The sequence below is a fragment of the Psychrobacillus sp. 05T411 genome (assembly GCF_056396485.1).
In genome coordinates, this window is record NZ_JBFTLO010000066.1 from 1 (window position 1) to 560 (window position 560).

At 51.4% G+C, this 560-nt stretch carries 3 tRNA genes; all 3 read left to right on the plus strand.

The window, feature by feature from the left end:
* Positions 1-79: 79 nt before the first annotated feature.
* A tRNA-Glu gene (locus AC1DFT_RS20830) sits at positions 80-151 on the plus strand.
* A 166-nt stretch (positions 152-317) separates the two neighbouring features.
* Positions 318-392, plus strand: a tRNA-Asn gene (locus AC1DFT_RS20835).
* Between the two features lie 6 nt (positions 393-398).
* Positions 399-489 (plus strand) — tRNA-Ser (locus AC1DFT_RS20840).
* Positions 490-560: the final 71 nt, after the last annotated feature.

The window sequence follows — 560 nt, forward strand, 5'->3', positions numbered from 1 at the left end:
AGAGGCGCCCCTGCTAAGGGTGTAGGTCGGGCGGCAACCGGCGCGAGGGTTCAAATCCCTCCTTCTCCGCCATATATTTGGCCCCTTGGTCAAGCGGTTAAGACACCGCCCTTTCACGGCGGTAACACGGGTTCGAATCCCGTAGGGGTCATTTTAAAAGCATGTATCCTACTAGGAAACATGCTTTTCCTGCTTTAAGAATTATAATGGACTTCTGTTAGTAGCAATCTCAGTTCAGTTAAACGTAATGAAAGTTCCATTTTCTTCATCTGAAAACATGAGGCCAATGGTTCGGGTCCATTTAGGGCCACTATTATTCCGAAGTAGCTCAGTGGTAGAGCAATCGGCTGTTAACCGATCGGTCGTAGGTTCGAGTCCTACCTTCGGAGCCAATATATGGGGAAGTACTCAAGTGGCTGAAGAGGCGCCCCTGCTAAGGGTGTAGGTCGGGCAACCGGCGCGAGGGTTCAAATCCCTCCTTCTCCGCCATATATTTGGCCCCTTGGTCAAGCGGTTAAGACACCGCCCTTTCACGGCGGTAACACGGGTTCGAATCCCGT